The sequence below is a fragment of the Psychroflexus sp. MES1-P1E genome, assembly GCF_002836055.1.
Lineage (GTDB): Bacteria > Bacteroidota > Bacteroidia > Flavobacteriales > Flavobacteriaceae > Psychroflexus.
On the sequence record NZ_PJBS01000062.1, the window covers coordinates 1 to 282 of the forward strand.

Sequence of the window (282 nt, forward strand, 5' to 3'; positions counted from 1 at the left end):
TCTGGTTTAAGAGATTTGAGAAGCCAGATAAGTTCAATATTACGATAGCATTCTTTTTCCAGTTGGCGCGATGAACGCATACGATTCATATATCCATAAATGAAAAGCTTTAGCAAATCTGCTGGGTTATAAGGAGGGCGCCCTTCTTTAAGTCTGAGGTTAAAGTCAAGTGTTTCAAGATTCAAACTATTTACAAAAATATCAATAGCTCTAACGGTGTTGTCTTCAGATATCATCTCATCAATAGAAGAGGGGAAAAGTTGTATCTGATTTCGTGATTCT

General features: G+C 36.2%; 1 protein-coding gene. It reads right to left on the reverse strand.

Going from position 1 to position 282, the window contains the following annotated elements:
- A partial coding sequence (locus CXF67_RS00335; RefSeq protein WP_145990332.1) for a transposase occupies positions 1-282 on the reverse strand: 282 nt, incomplete at both ends.